Annotated in this window: 1 protein-coding gene; it reads right to left on the bottom strand. The window is 62.6% G+C overall.

The window, feature by feature from the left end; translation table 11 throughout:
• A partial coding sequence (locus tag AO716_RS16820; RefSeq protein WP_160317938.1) for a hypothetical protein occupies window positions 1-281 on the bottom strand: 281 nt, incomplete at its 3' end.
• Window positions 282-1,563: the final 1,282 nt, after the last annotated feature.

Raw genomic sequence — 1,563 nt, 5'->3', positions numbered from 1 at the left:
GAAAGGCTTACGATCCCCACGATCGTTACCGAAGGAACGACGCTCACCATCACGCGACGGACGATCCCCACGATCTGAGTTGAAAGGCTTACGATCCCCACGATCGTTACCGAAGGAACGACGCTCACCATCACGCGACGGACGATCCCCACGATCTGAGTTGAAAGGCTTACGATCCCCATCACGACCAGCGAAAGGCTTACGATCCCCACGATCATTGCCGAAGGAACGACGCTCACCATCACGCGACGGACGATCACCCCAAGGCTTGCGATCACCACGATCACTATTGAACGGCTTACGGGCGCCACCTTCCTTACTGAAGGGCTTACGCTCACCGTCTCGGGACGGGCGACCAGCTGATGACTGCCTGTCGTCGTAGGACTTGCGCTGCGGGGGCTTGTGATCGTTCGCGCGGGGCCGCCCCTGGCTGTCGCGGTCTTCCCGGTTGTTCTGCTCGGACATGCTGAGTTCCTCTCGTCGTGAGCCGACCAACGGAATTTACTGCAGTCGCTCGTCACTATGTATGTGTAGGTAATGGGCAGGATCTAGCCTGCGAAAGTCATGGGGACCGCACGGGGTCCTTCTCAATTCTAGAGCAGACAGCGACCTCCCCGGTCCGCAGGCTCCCGTCGGACCAGCCGACATCCGTGAAGCTCACCACTTCCGGGCCAGTTTGTGCATATTCCGGCATCATCGTCGCGTGGTTTCTCACCACAGCGTTACCGCTGTGACAGGCGGGCAGCCGCCGGGGCCAGGACCCACCAGAACTGGGGATCTGTGCAGGGGGCTAATAGCACTGAATTTCCGTCGTCCACGGTTTCCCAGCCGTAGTTACGGCCGTGTCTGGTTAGTGCTCTGCGGTTTCCAGGTGCCACGATGGGTGGGATCCCATGCAGGCTGCGCTGTCTCGGTAGAGCCTTGGCGGAGCGAGTAGAGATGGCGGGCGGGGGGACAGGCAGGAGGGACGGAGCATGGCCTGGCTCGGTGACTCGGTCGAGAGCCCACATGTCGCCAGTGCTCCGGTTTGGGTCTTCCCTCCGTGTTGGGCGACACCTCGACGGCGTGGTCCTCCGTTTGGGGACATTCCTCCGTATTGGGACGCTCTTTTGGGACGTTTCCCTGCGGGTCGGGGACATTCCTGCTAGTTGGGGTCTTTCCTGCTCGGCGCCGGGTCAGGAAAGACCCAGAGTGGCAGGCACGTCCCAAAGTGGGGGGAATTGCGGAGGTGGGGATGGCGCAGACCGTTTCTCGTCCCTCCGCAGTGCACTGCAGTGGCCTGGACGGAGGCGCCGGTTTGGGTGCGGTTAGGCTCCTCCTGACCGTGATTCCCACGCTGTGGTGCGGTTGTTAACCCGTGTGGTCCCACGAGTGAACAGGTGTCACTGAACGTGGGAACGGCGGCCTGCCCAGGCCCGGGCTCTCACGCTTCTCCTGAGTGGTTTCTCCGGGAACGCCGGCTGCCCGGCCCGGACCGGCATGCTTTGGCCGGCGGCGCGAACCGGACAGCAGCGGCACCGGGCAGCAGGCTTGCTCTATGGACGGACTGTCGTGCCTGGCCGC

Origin of the sequence: Arthrobacter sp. Edens01 (genome assembly GCF_001307035.1) — a bacterium.
Lineage (GTDB): Bacteria > Actinomycetota > Actinomycetes > Actinomycetales > Micrococcaceae > Arthrobacter_B.
This window is presented reverse-complemented; position numbering and strand designations above follow the sequence as displayed.